Here is an 18,817-nt window from a genome sequence, read left to right as displayed (position 1 = left end):
TCAACAGAAGACAAGAACGAGGGAAAGATGGACGACGCCCTGCTGGCCTACCACGCCGGCCGTGTGGACGGGGCCGCCGGATTCCGGGATCCGCAGATCGCCGAGGATCCCGAGGTGGGGGCCGACTACCGGGTGGGGCTGCTGGACGGCCGGATCGCCGCGTTCCATCTGATCCGGGAGGTGCGCGGGATTCTGGGCGTGGAGGACTCGTTCTATGACGGGCCGGACGATCTGATCCCTTGATCAACGGCTCACAACCCCGGCCGGCAGCCAAGTGACCAGCCGTTATCCGGACCGAAACAATGCCTTGCCGGTCCCGAAACCAGGTCTTAGGACTCTTGCAGCGGACAGGCCGCTCAGGATGGGGACCGGATGATCGAGGGTGCGTTGGCCGGCTTCACCGTCGCGGTGACCGCGGAACGGCGCCGCAGCGAGATGGCGGCACTGCTGGAACGGCGCGGGGCGCGGGTGATCAGCGCCCCGGCGATCACCATCATCCCGCTGATCGACGACGAGGCGCTGCACGCGGCGACCGCCGCCTGCATCGGGCTGGAACCGCACCTGGTGGTGGCCACCACCGGCTTCGGATTCCGTGGCTGGCTGGAGGCGGCCGAGGGCTGGGGGCTGGCCGAGACGCTGCGGGAGTCGCTGCGCAACGCGCGGATCATCGCCCGTGGGCCGAAACCGTGCGGGGCGATCCGGGCGGCCGGGCTGACCGAGGACTGGGCGGCCGAGACCGAGGCCTCCGAGGAGGTGCTGGAGCGGCTGCTCGCCGAGGGGGTCGCCGGCCGGCGGATCGTGGTGCAGGAGCACGGCGAGCCGCAGACCGAGTTCGTGAAAGCGCTGCGGGCGGCCGGTGCGGCGGTGGTCGAGGTGCCGGTCTACCGGTGGGCGATGCCGCCCGACCCGGCCCCGGTGCGGCGGCTGGCCGAGCAGGTGGTGGCCGGTCACGTCGACGCGGTCACCTTCACCAGCGCGCCCGCCGTCAAGGCGTTCCTGCAGATCGCCGCGGACGCCGGCGCCGACGTGACGTCGGCTTTCGGCCGGCACACCCTGGCCGCCTGCGTGGGCCCGGTCACCGCCGCGCCGCTGATCGAGCGGGGTGTCGAGCCGGTGATCCCGGAGCGGTTCCGCCTCGGCGCCCTGATCAAGACGGTCACCGACGAGCTGCCGCGCCGCGCGGTCCGGCTCCGGGTCGCCGGGACCACGCTTGAGGTACGCGGGCACGCGGTCCTGATCGACGGGGTCACCCACGCGCTCGCGCCGGCGGCCATGTCGATCCTGTCCGCGCTGGCCCGCCGGCCCGGTGCGGTGGTGTCGAAGGATCAGCTCGCCGGCGCCCTGCCGCGGGGCAACGACGGCCACGCGGTCGACGTGGCGGTGGCCCGGCTGCGGGCGGCGCTCGGGTCGGGCCGGCACATCGAGACCGTGATCAAGCGGGGGTACCGGCTGCGGATCGACGAAGCGGCCTGAATCAACCACCGACCAGGGAAGCCGTGAGCCTGATGTGATGCCGGGCCGCTTTCCGCACGCATCTTTCCCTGATTTCCGCGTGAGGAGCAGCTCATGTCCGACCGTCCCACTCTGATCGCCGTCGCGCACGGCACCCGTTCGCCGGCCGGCCGCCGGCAGATCCAGGAGCTGGCCGCCGTGGTGGCCCGCCGCCGGCCCGGACTGGACGTCCGCCTCTGCTACGTCGACGTGCAGGAGCCGAAGGTGGCGGAGGTGGTTCCGGCGGTCCGGGACGCGGTGGTGGTGCCGCTGCTGCTGTCGGCCGGCTATCACGTGCGGGTCGACATCGCCGAGGCGGTCGGATCCACCGGTTTCCCGGTGACCGCGCCGCTCGGCCCGGATCCGGTGTTCCTGGCGAGCCTGCGCCGGAACCTGCCGGCCGCCGACGCGGTGGTGCTGGCCTCGGCCGGTTCCTCCGATGCCCGCTGGGTGGCCGGCATCCGGGAGGTGGCCGCCCGGCTCGGTGACGGGGTGGCACTCGGCTTCACCTCGGGCAGCGGGCCGCGGGTCGCCGACGTGGTCGCGCGGCTGCGGGCGGACGGGGCGCGGACCGTCGCCGTGGCCGCGTATCTGCTGGCCGACGGGCTGTTCTACCGCACCCTGCACGGCTGCGGGGCGGACGCCGTCACCCCGCCGCTGTGTCACGACCCGGCGGTCGCCGATCTGGTGCTGCGGCGGTTCGACAGCGCACTCCTCACCACCGCCGCCAGCCGGTCGTAGTCACAACGCGTACGGCCGGGTTGTAGGGATTCCTGAACAACAGCGTCACCGTCAGGCGTCCCGGCGGGAAACGGCGGGCCGAAACCATCGTCGGCATGCACTCCGGGGCGTGTCCGCGCCGGTGGAGCTCGCATCACGCCGGGAGGAGAGCGGATGAGACAGCGTCTGGTGGTGATCGGCAACGGCATGGCCGGGGCCCGCACGGTCGAGGAGATCCTGGCCCGGGGCGGTGATTTCGCCATCACCATGTTCGGTGACGAGCCGTACGGCAACTACAACCGGATCATGCTCTCCAACCTGCTCGCCGGGGTGGAGGAGGAGTCCGGGATCTTCCTGAACGATCTGAGCTGGTACGCCGACAACGACATCACCCTGCACGCCGGGGTACGGGTGGAGCGCATCGATCGCGCCGCCAAGGTGGTCCACGCCTCGGACGGGACGGTCACGCCGTACGACACGTTGATCGTCGCGACCGGATCGAGTTCGTGGACGCCGCCGATCAAGAACATCAGCAACCCGAAACGCGGCTACCACCAGGGCGTCTTCGCGTTCCGGACGCTCGACGACACCCGCGGCATGATCCGGTACGCCCGGGACCACGAGCGCGCGGTCGTCATCGGCGGCGGACTGCTCGGCCTGGAGGCGGCCCGCGGCCTGCAGAACCACGTCAGCCGGGTGACCCTGCTGCACGCCATGGGCCATCTGATGAACGTGCAGCTCGACGAGCGGGCCGGCACCATGCTCAAGGACAGCGTGGAGAGCCGTCTCGGCATCAAGGTGATCCTCAACGCGATGACCACCGAGGTCCTCGGCAAGGACCGGGTGACCGGCGTCAAACTGGCCGACGGCACGGTCATCGAGGCCGACGTGGTCGTGGTGGCCGCCGGGATCCGGCCGAACACCCGGGTCGCCGCGGACAGCGGCCTCACCGTCGAGCGCGGCATCGTCGTCGACGACCACATGCGCGCCGAGGGCGAGGACGACATCTACGTGGTGGGCGAGTGCGCCCAGCACCGCGGCGAACTGTACGGCCTGGTCGCGCCCCTGTGGGAGCAGGCGAAGGTGCTCGCCGACCAGGTCACCGGCCGGGACCGCGACGCCGCCTACCACGGTTCGAAACTGCACACCAAGCTGAAGGTGGCCGGCATCGACGTCGCCTCGATGGGGCTGAAGGAGCCGGAGAGCGACGACGACGAGGTGATCGTCTACAGCGAGCCGAAGAAGGGCCTCTACAAGCAGGTCATCATCCGGGACAACGTGCTGGTCGGTGCCACCCTGGTCGGCGACAACAGCAAGGCGGCCGGACTGATCCAGGCTTTCGACCAAGGACGGGCCCTTCCGGACGTACGGGCGGAGCTGCTCTTCGATCTGGGTGGTCCGGCGGCCGAGGTCACGCCGGCCGAGATGCCCGACGACACGCAGGTCTGCAACTGCAACGGGGTCAGCAAGGGCGCCATCTGCGGGGTCGTCGAGGGCGGCTGCAAGACCGTCAGCGGGGTGATGGAGAAGACCCGCGCCGGCAAGGGCTGCGGCACCTGCAAGCCGCTGGTGCAGCGGATCGTCGAGTGGGCGGCCGGCGGCGAGGCCGAGGAGGACCCGGCCGCGTCCTGGTACGTGCCGGGCGTGCCGATGCCGAAACCCGAGCTGATGCGGGCCATCCGCCAATACGGGCTCAAGAGCGTGTCGGCGGTCTTCGACAAACTGGTCCCGAACGGGCAGCACGACGCCAAGAGCAAGATGGGCCTGGCGTCGCTGCTCAAGATGATGTGGGCCGATCAGTACATCGACGAACGCGACGCGCGGTTCATCAACGACCGGGTGCACGCCAACATCCAGCGCGACGGCACGTTCTCGGTGGTGCCGCAGATGAAGGGCGGCGTCACCACCCCGGCCCAGCTGCGCAAGATCGCCGAGGTGGCCGAGAAGTACGGCGTTCCGATGGTCAAACTCACCGGCGGCCAGCGCATCGACCTGCTCGGCATCCCGAAGGAGCAGCTGCCGGCGATCTGGGCGGACCTGGACATGCCTTCCGGGTACGCGTACGCCAAGAGTTTCCGCACCGTGAAGACCTGCGTCGGCTCCGACTACTGCCGGTTCGGCGTCGGTGACTCGACCGCCCTGGGCATCGCGCTGGAGGAGCGCTACCAGGGACTGGAGGGTCCCGGGAAGATGAAACTCGCGGTCACCGGCTGCCCCCGCAACTGCGCGGAGGCGTACGTCAAGGATCTGGGTGTGGTCGCCATCGACGGCGGCAAGTGGGAGATCTACGTCGGCGGCGCGGCCGGCGCCCACATCCGCAAGGGCGACCTGCTCGCCACGGTGGACAGCGCCGACGAGGTGATCCGCCTGACCGGCCGGTTCCTCCAGTACTACCGGGAGAACGCGAACTGGCTGGAACGCACCTACTCGTTCGTCCCGCGGATCGGCGTCGACCGGATCCGGGAGATCGTCGTCGACGACTCCGACGGCATCGCCGCCCGGCTGGACGACGCGGTCGAACAGGCCGTGCGCTCCTACCGCGACCCGTGGAAGGAACGGGCCGTGCCGGCCACCCCCGGCCAGTTCCGCACCTCCCTGCCCCTGACCGTCCTCCCGCAGGTTCCGGTGCGCTGATGACCATCACTGGAGTCTCCGAGACCGTTCTCGGCCCGCTCGACGAGATCCCCCTCGGTGAGGGACGCACCTACGCCGTCGGGACCGACATGATCGCCGTCTTCCGCCTCCGCGACGGCTCGCTGCGCGCGGTGTCCGCGGTCTGCCCGCATCAGGGCGGCCCGCTCGCCGACGGGCAGATCGACAACCGTGTCGTCGTCTGCCCGCTCCACCTGTACGCCTGGGACCTCGCCACCGGGTGCTCCCAGTCCGGCCAGCCCTCGCTCGACGTCTACCCGGTGCGGGTCGGCGACGGTCACATCATCCTGGGAGTCTGACCATGACCGCGACTCTGGAACGGCCCGCAGCCACCTCACTCAACGGACACTGGATCGACGACTGGCGCCCCGAGGACCGGCAGTTCTGGGACAACGGCGGCAGCCGGATCGCCCGGCGCAACCTGATCTTCTCGATCTTCTCCGAGCACATCGGCTTCTCGGTGTGGTCGCTGTGGTCGGTGATGGTGCTGTTCCTCGGGCCCGCCTACGGCTTCGACCCGGCCCAGAAGTTCCTGCTCACCGCGGTGCCGACACTGGTCGGGGCGGGGCTGCGGATCCCGTACACCTTCGCGGTGGCCCGGTTCGGCGGCCGCAACTGGACCATCATCAGCGCGTCCCTGCTGCTGATCCCGGCCATCCTGGCCGCCTTCATGATCAAACCCGGCGTGTCGTACGAGACCCTGCTGGTCCTGTCCGCCCTCGCCGGGGTCGGCGGTGGCAACTTCGCGTCCTCGATGGCCAACATCAACGCGTTCTACCCGGACCGGCTCAAGGGCTGGGCGCTCGGCGTCAACGCCGGCGGCGGCAACATCGGCGTCCCGGCGGTGCAGCTGATCGGCCTGTTCGTCCTCGCCGTGTTCGGCGCCGGCAGCCCCGGTCTGGTGGCCGGCGTCTACATCCCGCTGATCGTGCTCGCGGCGGCCGGCTCGGCGATCTACATGGACAACCTGACCCAGGCCCGCAACGAGAAGCGCGGCATGCGCGACGCCGCCACCGAGGGGCACACCTGGGTGATGTCGGTGCTGTACATCGGCACGTTCGGCTCGTTCATCGGCTTCGGGTTCGCCTTCGGGCAGGTGCTGCAGGTGCAGTTCGCGGACACCTTCGACACCCCGGTCAAAGCCGCCTGGCTGACCTTCATCGGCCCGCTGCTGGGCTCGCTGATCCGGCCGTTCGGCGGGGCGCTCGCGGACCGCTTCGGCGGGGCGCGGGTCACCTTCGTCAACTTCATCGGGATGGCGGTGGGCGCGTCGATCGTGCTCTTCGCGGCGCAGCAGCGCTCGCTGCCGCTGTACCTGATCGGGTTCATCAGCCTGTTCATGCTGAGTGGACTGGGCAACGGGTCCACGTACAAGATGATTCCGGCGATCTTCAAGCAGAAGTACGCCGGGGACGAGCACCGGGCCCGCCGCATCTCCGGCGCGGTGATCGGCATCGCCGGCGCGATCGGCGCGGTCGGCGGGGTGCTGGTGAACCTGGCGTTCCGGCAGTCGTTCCTGGCCTACGCCGACGCCGACGCCGCGTACCTGGCGTTCATCGGGTTCTACGCCCTCTGTGTGCTGGTCACGTGGGTGGTGTACCTGCGCTCTTCGGCCCGCACCAAGATCGCCGTTTGACCGATCGGAGATCGACTTTTCAGCGGGCGTGATCCTGACTGAAAGTATGAGTTTGCGCAACTGCGCGGGGTTCTTTCACCCGGACGTGGCCCGTTTTGCTGCATTTACGGGCGCTCGTCGCCATACGATTCATCCCGTCCAGAAATTACCCTTTCTTGCGGAAAAGGTGATCGTATGAACAAGGTCATTCGTGCCATCGTCATGACCGGAGTGGCCGCGGCCGCCGGTGCCACCATGGCGGCGGGCCCGGCCAGCGCGGCCCCGGCGGGCACCTCCACGCCGGCCGTCGCCGAGAAGAAGGCCGCGACCCAGCAGAAGGGCCTCGGGCGTCGCGAGCGCATCTACGGCTTCTACAACAGCCCGCGCACGTGCCACAAGATCGGCAAGGTCGGGCAGTGGAAGCGGCAGTGGCACCGCTACAACTGCTTCAAGGTCTACCGCGGCTTCAACAGCGGTGACTGGGCGCTCAAGGTCTACTACGGCGGCCACTACGGCACCGGCGTCGGCTACGGCAAGCCCGGCGGTCACTACGGCAAGCCCGGCGGCCACTACGGCAAGCCCGGCGGTCACTACGGCGGTCACAAGCCGGGCGGCGGCTACGGCGGTGGCGGGTCCTACGGTGGCGGCGCCTACAACAGCAAGTAGCCCGCCTCGCCGGTGACAGCCGGAGTCAGGTTCGTTCAGCCGAGGGCCGCACCCGTACCGGGGTGCGGCCCTCGGCCGTCCCTCCACCGGCGCACCGGCGGCGGCCCCGGCCCGGCGACGAGGAGGGACCGGGAGTGACGCGGTTGCGCGAGATCGATAGGCTCCCGCGTCGTGCGCGACGACGTCATCAGCAAGATCGCATCGCTCCTGCGGGAGATGCTCCCCGCCGGGGCCACCGAGATCGTCCTCCAGGGTGAGGCCGACGAGGACTACGCCGGTGTCTCGTTCGCCGTGCGGCGGGCCGACGGCACCGTGACCGACCTCGGCCCGGACGACGAACCGGACCGGGCCGGTGAGATCAACACACTGCTGATCGACCTGTGGGAGGCCGACCAGGCCGACGGCGGCGAGACCTGGCACGGTGTCACGATCACCGTCCGGCCCGACGGCGACCCGGACGTGGAGTTCACCGCCGAGGCCCCGGAGGAGGACCTGCCGGAGACCGACGAGATCATCCAGAGCCTGGCCGTGGTGCTCCGCGAGGTGCTACCGGACGACGCCGAGAAGGTCGTCCTCGACGGCGAACTCGACGAGGACTGGTCCAGCCACGACCTGACCATGCACCGGGCGGACGGGACGTCGTACCACATCGACTGGGACGACGCCCCGGAGTCGCTCGACGACATCGCGGACTACCTGATCGACCTCTGGGACTCCACCACCGAGGACGGCGACGACCCCTGGTACGGGATCACCATGACCGTCCGCCGCGACGACACCTACGAGGTCAACTTCTCGTACGAGCCGCTGGAACGGTCACCGCGGGACTGAACGCCGGCCGGCGGCCCCACAACACCAGACCGGTCAGCAACAGCGCGCCACCGAGGGCGACCATCGCGACCGCGACACCGGTCCGGGCGCCCCCGGTCAGGTGCGAGGCCACGATCCACCCGCCGGAGATGTCGAAGACCAGGACCATCAGACCCTGCGGTACGACCGGCACCCAGCCGGCCATCAGCAGGATCAGCGCCCACGCGGTGGCCTTGTTCCGCCGATACCACTCGGCGTCCCACGTCAGCGGGATCGCCGTCTCCGGCGGGCGGGTCCGCTGCCCGGCCGCGGTCAGCACCTCGGCGCTCCGGTTGGCCAGCCGGTCCACGGCCAGCCACCGCCCGGCGAACCACAGCGCCGCCCCGGACACCAGCCCGAACAGCGGGGCCAGCCCGCGCAGTCCGCCCGGCCCCCAGATCAGCCAGGCCAGCGGGGGCGCCGCGGCGAGCAGCCCGCCACCGGTGGCCACCAGCACACTGACGATGTCGGTCGGATTGTCGGCCGAGGTGGGATGCCGCACGTCCGGGACCGGGCGGACCCGCAACAACGACACCCACACCGGGACGGTCGCACCCGCCCCGAGCACCGCCGGCAGCACCGCCAGCGCGGCCAGGGTGCTCCCGTCCACGATGATCAGCGGGTTCAGGCCCGGATCCAGCAACACCCCCGCCACCGTCAGCAGCACCGCGACCGGTGTGATCAGGAGCAGCCAGGCCAGAGCCCGCCCACCGACCTCGGCACGCTCCCCGCCCGGCGTCCCGAACGGCATCCACAGCGCGGTCCCGTCCAGCCCGACCAGCCCGGCCGACATACCCGCCGCCCACAGCGCGGTGAACACCCCGGCCCACGGCAGCAGCAGATCGGTTCCGGCCAGCAGCGGCAGCCCGGCCAGCAGCGCGCCGTAGACGACGGCGAACGCCAGATACTGCAACCGCAGCGGGTGCCGGAACCAGGTGCGCAACTCCCGGCCGGCCACCGCCCACACCGGACCCGGCCCCCACCAGCCGGGCGAGGGCACGGTTCTCCCGGCGGGCGTGGTCCCCCCGGCGGCCGCGGTCTCCCTGGCGAGGGCGGCGGGCGCGGCCGGCGCGGCGGGGGAGCGGCGCGGACGCCACGACGGGCCACTGACCAGGGCTCGGCGGACCACCGTCAGATACGCCAGCGCGAGCAGCGCCACGATCCCCACCAGCCCGGTGATCATCCAGAAGCCCCGGCCCGACGGGCCGGCCACCGCCGACAGCGGCCAGCTCCCCGGAAAGTACGCCAGCCAGCGCACGATGTGGCCCGGCGTCCCGGCCAGCAGGAAGGTGATCCACGGCGCGACCGCCCACACCGACCCGAACAGCCCCATCACCGAGCCGGTGAACACCCCGGTCAGGATCGCCCCGGCCGGACCGCCGGCATGCCCGACCACCTCCAGCGCGCACGCCGACCCGATCAGCCCGATCAGCCACAACAGCAGCGCGCCGAGCACGGCCACCGCCACCCCGCCCGGCCCGTACCGGGCGGCGTGCACCGGCAGTGACATCAGCGCGATCAGCGACACGGCCGGCCCCACACCGACGGCCGAGGCCAGCAGCAGCCCGGCCGCCGCCGGCACCCCACCGATCGGCTCCAGGCGCAGATGCGACGGGCGGACCCGGCCCCGGCCCGCCCCCAGCATCAGCGGCAGCACGATCCAGCCCAGCACCCACGTCCCGGCCAGGATCGACAACGTGTGCTGGTCCCCGTACGACGCATAACGAATCAGCCAGGCGGCCGCGAGCAGACCGGTGACCGCGGCCACCGCCGGACCGGGATGCTCGCGCAGCGAACGCACGAACATCGCCGACCGCATCCGGGCCGGAGTCAGCGCCGCCCTCACCGGACCAGCCAGGACAGGCCGTCCGCACCGGTCGTCTCAGCGCCGACCAGCTCCACGAACCGGTCCTCCAGCGGAATCCCGCCGGCCACTTCGGCGACCGGCCCGGCCGCCACCACCCGGCCCTGATGGATGACCGTGACGTCGTCACACATCTGCTCCACCAGCAGCATCGAGTGGGTGGACAGCACACAGGTGCCGCCGCTGTCCACGAACCGGCGCAACACCCGCCGGATGCTCGCCGCCGACACCGGATCGACCGCCTCGAACGGCTCGTCCAGCACCAGCAGCCGCGGCGCGTGCAGCAGCGCCTGCGCCAGGCCCACCTTCTTCCGGTTGCCGGTCGAACAGTCGGCCAGCGGCGTGGCCGCCGCCTTGGTGATACCGAGCACCCCGATCAGCTCACCGGCACGCTCCGCGGCGGCGGTGCGCGACAGCCCGCGCAGCCCGGCGCTGTACCGCAGCAGCTCCGCCCCGGTCAGCCGCTCCGGCAGGTCCAGCCCGTCGGGCAGCACCCCGGTCAGCGACCGTGCGGTGGCCCGGTCCCGGAGCGCGTCGTGACCCAGGACGCTGATCGACCCGGCGTCCGGCACGATCAGGCCGACGGCCATCCCGATGGTGGTCGACTTGCCGGCCCCGTTGGGCCCGACCACACCGTGGAACGTGCCCGGCGCGACTGTCAGATCGATGCCGTCCACCGCGGTGAAGTCCCCGAAGGTCTTGCGAAGTCCCCGTATCTCCAGGGCTGTTGTTGCCATGCGCCAAAGAATAGGCACTGTGGAGCGCTCCGGGGTTCCCATCGTCAGGCGTTGATGGAAGCGTGTCCGCATGGGATGGAGAAGATCTATGGCCGTGGTCGTCGCCGCGGTCCTCGTCGGCGCGTCGGCGGGACCCGCCGGCGCCGCCGTGGCCGCGCCGTCGTTGAGCTACCTGAAGCCCGGCGGCCAACCGCGCCTGGTCGAGAAAGTGCCGGTCAACGTGGTTTTCGTCGGCTACCAGCCGTCGCAGGTCGCCAAGAGCGCGTTCCTCGGCGAACTGGCCGGCGGGTACGAGCCGGTGGTCCGGTCCCGCCTCTGGTACGGCGAGACCGAGAAACTGGGCATCACCTACAAATACGACTACAAACTGACGTACGCCAATCGGAACTACGAGGACAAGTTCTTCAAGCAGCTCGGCAAACTGGCGAAACCGGCCCCGCTGACGGCCTACCAGCAGGCGTACAACGATCAGGCCAACAACGTCCTGGACATCACCGCCAACACCACCATCGACGCGCCGAGCGTGGAGAAGTGGCTGGCGTTCAACCCGCCGGCCGGGGTGGACACCCGCCGCAACACGGTGTTCTTCGTCAACTGGTACGGCCGCTCCGACTTCCGGCACCACGTCTACACCAAGACCGGTGAGGCCGACCCGGACACCGGTTACGACTTCGGCGCCGAGCGCGACAGCCGCAAGATGATCGCCTGGGGCGGCACCACCGCCGACGACGAGGAGACCGGCCTCGGCGCCACCCGGCGGGTCTGGTTCCACGACCTGTCGGCCGGGCCCGAGTCGTGGACCGCCAACTACGACGTGGACAACGCGGACGTCGACGGCGACGGCGTACCCGACTACCGGATGCCGCCGAGCTGGGAGTACACCGCGGACGGCTATCGTGCCCCGTCGGCGCTGGCCGGCGACCTCGGCAAGATCACCCGGTACGTGGCGCTGAACCTGCTGTTCACCACCTCGCCGCTCTACCCGGTCGAGCTGCCGGCCGGCAACCCGCCCAAAACCCTCGACATCGACAACAACACGTACGAGGGCTGGCCCGGAGTCGACGCGTCCACGGAGTACATCACCCCGAAACTGCTCGTCGACGAACTGAGCGAACTGCGCTGGCGCAACCGGCTCTCCCACGACTTCCAGGACCTGCCGTACGACGCGCGGGCCGAGGAGTGCTACCTGGGTGTGCTCACCGAACAGTCCTGCTACCCGGACTCCGGTCTCCCGGCGATCGGCAACCTGTACCTCTACAACACCGAGAACCTCGACCGGGCCCTCGACGACCAGGGGCGGGTCGACTACGAGATCCCGCTGTTCAACTACGCGGTCGGGGAGGGCGTCCCGGTGCCGGCGCTCGGCTTCGCCGACGACGACTACACCGACGGCACCCAGTCGTACGTCTTCTCGTTCATCTCCCCGGAAATCGTCGAAGCCGGGTACGGCCTGACCACCACCCAGATCCACGAAGTCGGCCACCACCTGGGTATGAGCCACCCGCACGACGGCTACGACAGCGCCAGCGGCGTCGACTACGGCGGATCCGGCGAGTTCTACTACGCCAACGTCGGCGACGAGAACAACTCGATGATGAGCTACATCGACGTCAACTGGGACTTCAGCCAGTTCGACCGGGACAACAGCGACCGGTTCCTGACCGCCGCCTACTGGGAGGCCGCCAACCGGCTCGCCGCCACCGTCCCGGCCGGCAAGGGCAGGACCGCGCTGAAAGCCGCCGATCTGCTGCTGGGCGGGGCCAGCAAGGCGTTCGCCGCACACGACTACCGGGCCGCGTACGCGCTCGCCGAGAAGTCCTACGACACGGTCCGCTCGATCCCGGGCGTGGACCGCGCCGGAGTGGCCGCCACCCTGAAGGCGGAAGCCGACCAGGCCCGCTCCAGCAGCAAGGTGCACGAGCCGCACGAGTTCATCGACACCCTGGCCCCGAACAGCCCCCGAAGCCAGCCCTAACTCCCAATCCAGCCTGCCCCCACACCCCACCCCCGGACACCCCGACAACCTGTCTGACCTTCGGCCAGCCGTCGGTCAGACAGGTAATAGCGGGGTCATTACCTCACTGGTGTACGGCTGGGGTAGCCGAGCCGTACACCAGACAGGTAATAGCCGGTCCATTACCTCCCTGGTGTACGGCTAGCCGAGTAGTTACCTCACTGACGTACGGCTGGCCGTACCTCAGGGGGGTTTGGGGTGGGGTGTGCTTGACCTCAAGCTTGGTTGAGGGCACAAGGTGGGGTGCATGACCGACATCTCGATCGCTGACCTGCCTGCCGCTCCCACGCGTGACGACGGGCCGCCGGACGAGCCGTTGCGGATCGCGGTGATCGCCGGCAGTGTTCGGGATCGGCGAGTGAGCCGGGCCGTCGCCGAGTGGGCGGCCTTCCGCACGGCCCGGCCCGGCGGCACCGACGTCGACCTGATCGACTGTGCCGAGATCGATCTGCCGGACGACCGGGAAATACGGCCGGGTGTCGGCTCGGAGACCCCGGTGGCGGCCCGGATCGACGCCGCCGACGCGTACGTCCTCGTCACCCCGGAGTACAACCACAGCTATCCGGCCGCCCTGAAACGGCTCATCGACTGGCACTACCGGGAGTGGATGTTCAAGCCGGCCACGGTGGTCTCCTACGGTGTGCACGGCGGTCTGCTGGCCACCGAGCACCTGCGCGGCGTCCTCGCCGAACTGCATGTGGTCACCACCCGGCGGATGGTGGGTCTGCGGCAGCCGTGGACCCATCTGAGCCCTGCCGGGTACGCCCCGCCGGAGGAGACGGCCGCGGCGCTGGACGGGGCCTTGCACGAGCTGGGCTGGTGGGCCGGGGTGTTGCGGGCCGCCCGCCGGACCCGGCCGTACGTCCGATGACGCCGGCCGCGACCACCACCGACCGGATCCGTGTCCTCGGCCTGACCCTCGCCCTCGGCGGCCTGCTGGTGGTCGTCGACACCACGGTGACCGCGGTGGCGGTGCCCGCCATCGTCACCGGCCTGGGCACCACGCTTCCGGCCGCCCAGTGGGTGACCATCGGCTACCTGCTCGGCCTGGTGGCGGTGATTCCGCTGGCGGGCCGGGCGATGGAGCGGTTCGGGGCCCGCCGGGCCTATCTGGGCGCGCTGGTGGTGTTCACCGTCTTCTCGCTGCTGGCCGGGCTGGCCTGGGATGTCACCTCGCTGGCGGTGTTCCGGTTCCTGCAGGGGCTCGGTGGTGGCCTGCTCAACCCGGTGGGCCAGGCGATCGGGCTGCGTGCGGCGCCCCGGGGGTCGCGGGGCCGGCTGATGAGCCTGCTGGTGTTGCCGCTGGCGGTGGGGCCGGTGTTCGGGCCGCCGCTGGCCGGGTGGTTGATCGACGCCGGGTCGTGGCGCTGGATCTTTCTGATCAACGTGCCGTTGGGGCTGCTGGCGGTGCTGGTGTGCGGACGGGTGCTGCCGGTGGACGGCCCGGCCGGGGTGCGGCGGCGGACCGATGGGGCGGGGCTGGGGCTGCTTTCCGGTGGGGCGGCCGGGGTGGTGCTGGGCGGTACTCTGCTGGACCGTTCGGTGGGTGGGCTCGGGCTGATCGCGGCGGGTGTGGTGCTGCTGGTGCTGTTCGCGGGGCGGTCCCGGCGGGTGGCCGATCCGCTGGTGGATCCGCGGCTGCTGGCGCACCGGCCGTTCCGGGTCGCGATGGTGGTGCTGAATTGTTTCGGTGCCGCCTATTTCGGGACGATGGCGGTGCTGCCGCTGTTCGTCCAGGGGGTGGACGGCGGTCCGGCGGCGCTGGCCGGCCTGCTCACTCTGCCGTCGGCGCTGGTGGTGGCGGTGGTGGCGCAGGTCGGTACCCGCCTGGTGGACCGGGTTCCGGCGCGGCGGATCGTGGTGACCGGTACGGCTCTGGGTGTCGCCGGTGGGGCCGGGCTGGGGGTGGCGATGGCGTCCGGCGCCGGGTACCCGTGGATCGTGGTGGCGGCGATGCTGTTGAGTGCCGGTTCGGGTGCGACGGTGATGCCGGCGATGACCTTCGCGCTGCGGGATCTGGATCATGACGAGACGCCTCGTGGCACCACCCTGCTCGCGCTGGTGCAGCAGCTGTCGTCGGCGATCGGCGGGGCGGTGGTGGCGGTGTCGCTGAGTGCGCTGGTCGCGGTGCGGGCGCCGGAGGCCGGGGAGTGGCCGGGATGCTCGGGCTGGATGCCGGGGCGAGGGCGGCACTGCGGCCGGAGTTGGCGGGGGCGGTCGGTGCGGCGTACACAATCCCGGTGTTGATGTTGATCGTCAGTCTGGTGGCGGCGGCCCGGATGACGCCGGAGGGCCGCACCGGAATCCCGGTGCGGCCCTCCGCGTGACGGGTTCAGCCCTTGACGCTGCCCGCGAGCAGGCCGCGGACGAAGTACCGCTGGAGCAGCAGGAACACCGTGACCGGCACGATGATCGAGACGAATGCTCCGGCGGACAGCAGGTACCAGGCGGTGCCGCGGGTGCCGCTGAGGTTGGACAGCTGCACCGTCATCGGGGAGATCTCCGGCGCCCCGGTGAAGGTCAGGGCGACCAGCAGGTCGTTCCACACCCACAGGAACTGGAAGATGCCGAACGCGGCCAGGGCCGGGGTGAGCAGCGGCAGCAGCACCCGGAAGAAGATCGACACGTGGCCGGCGCCGTCGATCCGGGCCGCCTCGATCAGGCTGGCCGGTACTTCTTTGATGAAGTTGTGCAGCAGGTAGATCGCCAGGGGCAGGGCGAACGTGGAGTGCGCCAGCCACAGCGTCCAGAACGTGCCGTCGATGTCCATCTTGACGAACAGCTGGAGCAGCGGCAGCAGTGTCACCTGAAGCGGCACGATCTGCAGGGCGAAGATCGTGATGAACAGGAAGTTCTTGCCGGGGAAGTTCATCCAGGCGAACGCGTACGCCGCGATGGAGGCGAGGCAGAGCGGGATGAGCACCGAGGGCAGGGTGATGACGACCGAGTTGAGGAGGTAGTCGGCGAGGTTGACGCCGCTCTCCTCGTCGAAGACGGCCCGGTAGTTGTCCAGGGTCAGCTGCGGGTCGGAGAAGAACGTCCACCAGCCGGTCTTCTTGATCTGGTCCTCCGGGCGGAAGGACGAGACCAGCAGGCCGAAGGTGGGGATGGTCCAGATCACCGCGATGACGATCGCGACGAGGGACGCCCACGGCGAGGTGAGCTTCTTCTTGGCCGTCGCGGAGGCGGACAGCTTCTTGCCGTCGGTCTTCGACACCGTCGGGGTGATAGGTGCAGCGGTGGTCATCACGCCTCCGAACGGCGAAGCTGGCGGATGTTGTAGACGACGATCGGGATCACCAGGATGAACAGCACCACCGCGAGCGCCGCGCCGAAGCCGCGGTTGTCGCTGCGGAAGGTCTGGCTGTAGAACTCGTTGGCGATGACGCTCGTCTCGAACCGGCCACCGGTCATGGTCTGGACGATGTCGAAGACCTTCAGGGTGCCGATGGCGATGGTGGTCAGCACGACCACGACCGCCGGGCGGATCGCGGGCAGCGTGACGAACCGGAACATGCCCCACGGGCCGACGCCGTCGAGGCGTGCGGCTTCGATGATGTCGTCCGGGATCGCCTTGATGGCCGCCGACAGCACGGTCATCGCGAAGCCGGCCTGGATCCACACCAGGATCACGATCAGCAGGAACGTGTTGAGCGGCGCCTCGATCAGCAGTTGGACCGGTTCGCCGCCGAACGCCACGATGATCTGGTTGACCAGACCGATCTGGTTCACGTTGCGCTGATCGGGACGGAACTCGTAGACGAATTTCCAGATCACCGACGCCGCGACGAACGAGATCGACATGGGCAGGAAGACCAGCGCCTTGGCGAACGCCTCGCCCCGGGCCTTGTCGACCAGGATGGCGTAGAGCATGCCGATGGCGGTCGCGACGAACGGGGTCAGCAGCACCCAGAACGCGGTGTTGCGCAGAACCGTCAGCTGCTCCGGATCGCTGAAGATCTTCTGATAGTTGTCGAACCCGACGAAGTTCGTCAGGGACGCGTCGAGGAACGACTGGTAGATGGTGCGCATGCCGGGGTAGAGGAGCCCGACGCTGAGCAGCAGCACGGTAGGGGCCAGGTAGAGCGCGGCGATGGCACGGTCGCGCTTGCCGGTGAATCGCCCGGCGATGAACAGGATCAGGCCGACGACGGCGGCGAACAGCAGGATCGCCGCGAACATCTGAAAGATCTTATGACCTGCGGTGGAGGCGGTGGTGAACACGCGGCCCGTTCCTCCTTGGTTGTTCCAAGCGAAGAGAGAGGAGGTAAGTGAAGAACACAAGACGAGAGACTGCCGGGGTCTGTTTGAGATTCGACCGGGGCTGCGGCGTGGCCAGGAGCGCGCCTGGCAGCGTCTGCGGGAAGCCCACATACAACACCGGTATGCGGGCTTCCCGCAGCCGGTGCCAGCCACACTCCTGACCGCGCCTCGCACTCGGCCGAATCTCAAACAGACCCCGGGCCGACCGGGGGATACCCGGCCGGCCCAGAACTTACTAGCAGGTCACTTCGGCCACGCGGCTTCGATGTTGTCGAGCGTCGTCTTGGTGTCCTGACCGGTGATCCAGTTGGTGGTCTGCTTCCAGAACGCGTTGGAACCCACGGCGGCCGGCATCATGTCCGAGCCGTCGAAGCGGAACGTGGCGTTCGGGTCCAGCAGAATCTCGGCGGACAGCTTGTCGACCGGGTTCTGCAGGTTGTTGGGGTCGAGACCCTTGTTGGCGGAGACCCAGCCCGAGGAGACCTTGGCCTTGGCGTTGGCCCACACGTCGCTGGACAGGTAGGTCTGGAACGCCTTGACCTCGGGACGGTCGGCGAACGCGAGAACGAACTCGCCACCGCCGAGGACCGGCTTGTTGTCGGCGGTCTCGCCCGGCAGGTAGAAGGCGAAGACGTCGCCGTCCTCGGCCACCTTCTTGTCCTTCGGGAAGTTGGCCGCGTAGAACGAGGCCTGGCGGTGCAGCGAGCACTGGCCGTCGAGGATCGGCAGGCCGGCGTCCTGGAACGCGGTGCCGGCGATGCTCTTGACGTCGCCGAGGCCGCCGTTGACGTAGGCGTCGTTCTTGAGGTACGCGCCGACGGCGTCCAGGGCCTTGGTGGCCTCGGGGCCGTTGAACGGGATCTCGTGGCTGACCCACTTGTCGTAGGCCTCGGGACCGTTGAGCCGGAGGAAGAAGTCCTCCAGCCAGTCGGTCGCCGGCCAGCCGGTGGCCTCACCCGACGCGATGCCCGCGCACCACGGCTTCTTGCCGTCGGCGACCATCTTGTCGGTGAGGGCCTTCAGCTCGGCCAGGGTGTTCGGGATGGCGTAGTTGCTGTCCTTGAACTCGCTCGGCGAGTACCAGACCAGCGACTTCACGTTGGCACCCAGCGGCGCGGCGTAGAACTTGCCGTCGACCGAGCCGTACGCCTTCCAGTCCTCGCCGAAGTGCTTGTCGACGTTGGCGGCGGTCTCGGCCGGGGCCTCCTTGGCCTTGCCGGTCGCGACCAGGCGCTGGACCAGACCCGGCTGGGGCACGAACGCGAGGTCCGGCGGGTTGCCGGCCTCGGCCCGGATCAGGACCTGGGTCTCGAAGGCCTTGTCGCCCTCGTACTTGATGGTGGCACCGGTGCACTGCTCGAAGGGCTTGTAGGACTCCTTGTGCGGGGCGTCCTCCGGGGTCACGATACCGGTGTAGATCGTGACCGTCTTGCCCTTGATGTCACCGAACGCGGTGTAGGGCGCGCAGTCGATGGCTGCCGCCGAGCTCCCGCCGGTGGATTCGCTGTCCGTATCGCTGCTGTCGCCGCAAGCGCTGAGACCGAAGACCAGGCCCACGCTGAGGGCACCGGCGACCGCGACCCGGGATCGCGAACTCCCACGATGAACGAACATACCGCTCCCTATGTCATGTAGCGCCTCCGGCATCTTGCGACGCCGCCGTCCGAAGCGCTTCTTGACCAACAGTCAAGAGGTAACCAGCAAGTTGCGCAATGATTTCAGCGCGATCGAGTCGGTAACGATATCGCTGCGACCCATCGGCACCTTAACCGGTTAAGGGGATTGGCGAAAGAGCCTACCGACAACCGAACCATTGCGTACGGGAATACCCATATTTTTCCGGATTAAACGGCTGCCGCGTATGGTGTGAGTCGGTTTTGCTGGAGCAAAAAGGAAACCGCCGTGGCAGCCCTGGACGGGCCATCACGGCGGTTCGTGCGCACTCG

16 protein-coding genes are annotated in these 18,817 nt (G+C 69.5%); 11 read left to right on the top strand and 5 right to left on the bottom strand.

The features are described 5' to 3' along the window. Positions 1-27 precede the first annotated feature (27 nt). From ACQ0O7_RS27915 to ACQ0O7_RS27880, 8 genes are all read left to right on the top strand, one after another. Positions 28-243, top strand: a complete 216-nt coding sequence (locus ACQ0O7_RS27915) for a hypothetical protein (protein WP_430785954.1) — start codon at positions 28-30, stop codon at positions 241-243. A gap of 129 nt (positions 244-372) precedes the next feature. Further along, complete coding sequence (locus ACQ0O7_RS27910; protein ID WP_430785952.1) at positions 373-1,473, top strand: uroporphyrinogen-III synthase; 1,101 nt, start codon at positions 373-375, stop codon at positions 1,471-1,473. A gap of 93 nt (positions 1,474-1,566) precedes the next feature. Further along, complete coding sequence (locus tag ACQ0O7_RS27905) at positions 1,567-2,232, top strand: sirohydrochlorin chelatase (protein WP_430785950.1); 666 nt, start codon at positions 1,567-1,569, stop codon at positions 2,230-2,232. A gap of 153 nt (positions 2,233-2,385) precedes the next feature. Next, positions 2,386-4,845 (top strand): nitrite reductase large subunit NirB, encoded by a 2,460-nt coding sequence (gene nirB, locus ACQ0O7_RS27900; protein ID WP_430785948.1) that lies wholly within the window; start codon positions 2,386-2,388, stop codon positions 4,843-4,845. Beyond that, entirely contained in the window at positions 4,845-5,162 is a 318-nt protein-coding gene (locus ACQ0O7_RS27895; protein WP_430785946.1) for a Rieske (2Fe-2S) protein, read from the top strand. Before nirB ends, ACQ0O7_RS27895 begins: the two co-directional genes overlap by 1 nt. A 2-nt stretch (positions 5,163-5,164) precedes the next feature. Beyond that, positions 5,165-6,499 carry a nitrate/nitrite transporter gene (locus ACQ0O7_RS27890; protein ID WP_430785944.1) on the top strand — a complete coding sequence of 445 codons (1,335 nt, stop codon included), beginning with the start codon at positions 5,165-5,167 and terminating at the stop codon, positions 6,497-6,499. 174 nt (positions 6,500-6,673) lie between these two features. Then, positions 6,674-7,144: a hypothetical protein gene (locus tag ACQ0O7_RS27885; protein WP_430785942.1), complete on the top strand. Its 471-nt coding sequence runs from the start codon at positions 6,674-6,676 to the stop codon at positions 7,142-7,144. 171 nt (positions 7,145-7,315) lie between these two features. Next, complete coding sequence (locus ACQ0O7_RS27880; RefSeq protein ID WP_430785940.1) at positions 7,316-7,975, top strand: hypothetical protein; 660 nt, start codon at positions 7,316-7,318, stop codon at positions 7,973-7,975. Here the strand turns inward: ACQ0O7_RS27880 and ACQ0O7_RS27875 are convergent. After that, entirely contained in the window at positions 7,932-9,839 is a 1,908-nt protein-coding gene (locus ACQ0O7_RS27875) for a hypothetical protein (RefSeq protein ID WP_430785938.1), read from the bottom strand. The genes ACQ0O7_RS27880 and ACQ0O7_RS27875 overlap by 44 nt on opposite strands. Further along, the gene (locus ACQ0O7_RS27870; RefSeq protein ID WP_430785936.1) at positions 9,836-10,594 is read right to left on the bottom strand and encodes an ABC transporter ATP-binding protein; all 759 of its coding nucleotides are present in this window, start codon (positions 10,592-10,594) and stop codon (positions 9,836-9,838) included. Before ACQ0O7_RS27870 ends, ACQ0O7_RS27875 begins: the two co-directional genes overlap by 4 nt. Before the next feature lie 88 nt (positions 10,595-10,682). Between ACQ0O7_RS27870 and ACQ0O7_RS27865 the strand changes: the two genes are divergently transcribed. The 3 genes from ACQ0O7_RS27865 (at position 10,683) to ACQ0O7_RS27855 (ending at position 14,855) form a co-directional block, all read left to right on the top strand. Then, positions 10,683-12,569 carry a hypothetical protein gene (locus ACQ0O7_RS27865; RefSeq protein WP_430785934.1) on the top strand — a complete coding sequence of 629 codons (1,887 nt, stop codon included), beginning with the start codon at positions 10,683-10,685 and terminating at the stop codon, positions 12,567-12,569. 286 nt (positions 12,570-12,855) lie between these two features. Next, positions 12,856-13,479 carry an NADPH-dependent FMN reductase gene (locus tag ACQ0O7_RS27860; protein WP_430785932.1) on the top strand — a complete coding sequence of 208 codons (624 nt, stop codon included), beginning with the start codon at positions 12,856-12,858 and terminating at the stop codon, positions 13,477-13,479. After that, the gene (locus ACQ0O7_RS27855; RefSeq protein WP_430785930.1) at positions 13,476-14,855 is read left to right on the top strand and encodes a DHA2 family efflux MFS transporter permease subunit; all 1,380 of its coding nucleotides are present in this window, start codon (positions 13,476-13,478) and stop codon (positions 14,853-14,855) included. The genes ACQ0O7_RS27860 and ACQ0O7_RS27855 overlap by 4 nt, the downstream gene beginning before the upstream one ends. An 85-nt stretch (positions 14,856-14,940) precedes the next feature. Here the strand turns inward: ACQ0O7_RS27855 and ACQ0O7_RS27850 are convergent, their stop codons facing one another. From ACQ0O7_RS27850 to ACQ0O7_RS27840, 3 genes are all read right to left on the bottom strand, one after another. Further along, a complete protein-coding gene (locus ACQ0O7_RS27850; protein WP_430785928.1) occupies positions 14,941-15,855 on the bottom strand; it encodes a carbohydrate ABC transporter permease in 915 nt (304 codons plus the stop codon). Beyond that, the gene (locus tag ACQ0O7_RS27845) at positions 15,855-16,790 is read right to left on the bottom strand and encodes a carbohydrate ABC transporter permease (protein ID WP_430785926.1); all 936 of its coding nucleotides are present in this window, start codon (positions 16,788-16,790) and stop codon (positions 15,855-15,857) included. Before ACQ0O7_RS27845 ends, ACQ0O7_RS27850 begins: the two co-directional genes overlap by 1 nt. Before the next feature lie 324 nt (positions 16,791-17,114). After that, positions 17,115-18,485, bottom strand: coding sequence for an ABC transporter substrate-binding protein (locus ACQ0O7_RS27840; RefSeq protein WP_430785924.1), 1,371 nt, complete (start codon positions 18,483-18,485; stop codon positions 17,115-17,117). Positions 18,486-18,817 lie beyond the last annotated feature (332 nt).

This window comes from Actinoplanes sp. G11-F43 (assembly GCF_050589265.1).
Classification (GTDB): Bacteria; Actinomycetota; Actinomycetes; order Mycobacteriales; family Micromonosporaceae; genus Actinoplanes.
The sequence above is the reverse complement of the archived record's forward strand: the minus strand, read 5'-3'. Positions and strand labels throughout refer to the sequence as shown.

What these genes read in the sequence shown, in the direction of transcription:
- ACQ0O7_RS27885 (WP_430785942.1), top strand. Translation starts at nt 6,674, where the DNA reads ATGAACAAGGTCATTCGTGCCATCGTCATGACCGGAGTGGCCGCGGCC.
- ACQ0O7_RS27905 (WP_430785950.1), top strand. Translation starts at nt 1,567, where the DNA reads ATGTCCGACCGTCCCACTCTGATCGCCGTCGCGCACGGCACCCGTTCG.
- ACQ0O7_RS27845 (WP_430785926.1), bottom strand. Translation starts at nt 16,790, where the DNA reads ATGTTCGCGGCGATCCTGCTGTTCGCCGCCGTCGTCGGCCTGATCCTG.
- ACQ0O7_RS27890 (WP_430785944.1), top strand. Translation starts at nt 5,165, where the DNA reads ATGACCGCGACTCTGGAACGGCCCGCAGCCACCTCACTCAACGGACAC.
- ACQ0O7_RS27840 (WP_430785924.1), bottom strand. Translation starts at nt 18,485, where the DNA reads ATGTTCGTTCATCGTGGGAGTTCGCGATCCCGGGTCGCGGTCGCCGGT.
- nirB (WP_430785948.1), top strand. Translation starts at nt 2,386, where the DNA reads ATGAGACAGCGTCTGGTGGTGATCGGCAACGGCATGGCCGGGGCCCGC.
- ACQ0O7_RS27895 (WP_430785946.1), top strand. Translation starts at nt 4,845, where the DNA reads ATGACCATCACTGGAGTCTCCGAGACCGTTCTCGGCCCGCTCGACGAG.
- ACQ0O7_RS27855 (WP_430785930.1), top strand. Translation starts at nt 13,476, where the DNA reads ATGACGCCGGCCGCGACCACCACCGACCGGATCCGTGTCCTCGGCCTG.
- ACQ0O7_RS27915 (WP_430785954.1), top strand. Translation starts at nt 28, where the DNA reads ATGGACGACGCCCTGCTGGCCTACCACGCCGGCCGTGTGGACGGGGCC.
- ACQ0O7_RS27910 (WP_430785952.1), top strand. Translation starts at nt 373, where the DNA reads ATGATCGAGGGTGCGTTGGCCGGCTTCACCGTCGCGGTGACCGCGGAA.
- ACQ0O7_RS27870 (WP_430785936.1), bottom strand. Translation starts at nt 10,594, where the DNA reads ATGGCAACAACAGCCCTGGAGATACGGGGACTTCGCAAGACCTTCGGG.
- ACQ0O7_RS27865 (WP_430785934.1), top strand. Translation starts at nt 10,683, where the DNA reads ATGGCCGTGGTCGTCGCCGCGGTCCTCGTCGGCGCGTCGGCGGGACCC.
- ACQ0O7_RS27860 (WP_430785932.1), top strand. Translation starts at nt 12,856, where the DNA reads ATGACCGACATCTCGATCGCTGACCTGCCTGCCGCTCCCACGCGTGAC.
- ACQ0O7_RS27850 (WP_430785928.1), bottom strand. Translation starts at nt 15,855, where the DNA reads ATGACCACCGCTGCACCTATCACCCCGACGGTGTCGAAGACCGACGGC.